Annotated in this window: 1 protein-coding gene; it reads left to right on the plus strand. The window is 52.7% G+C overall.

Annotated elements, in window-relative coordinates; genetic code table 11:
• On the plus strand, positions 1-368 hold a 368-nt coding region (locus tag ACTHSP_RS22775), incomplete at both ends, for an aminotransferase class I/II-fold pyridoxal phosphate-dependent enzyme (RefSeq protein ID WP_440347100.1).

Genomic DNA, 368 nt, shown 5'->3' on the forward strand with positions numbered 1-368 from the left:
AAAGCCTACCGCGTGGCCGGTTTCCGCCAAGGCTGGATGGTGCTCAACGGTCCGAAACATCATGCCAAGGGCTATATCGAAGGTCTCGACATGCTCTCCTCCATGCGTCTGTGTGCCAATACGCCGATGCAACACGCCATTCAGACGGCATTGGGCGGCTATCAAAGCATCAACGAATTTATCCTGCCCGGCGGCCGCCTGTTGGAACAACGCAATAAGGCATGGGAGCTGATCAACCAAATCCCCGGTGTTTCCTGCGTCAAACCGATGGGCGCGATGTATATGTTCCCCAAAATCGATACCGAAATGTACGGCATTCATGACGACATGAAATTCGTCTACGATTTGCTCGTGCGTGAAAAAGTCTT

The sequence above is a fragment of the Neisseria sp. P0001.S005 genome, from assembly GCF_051963715.1.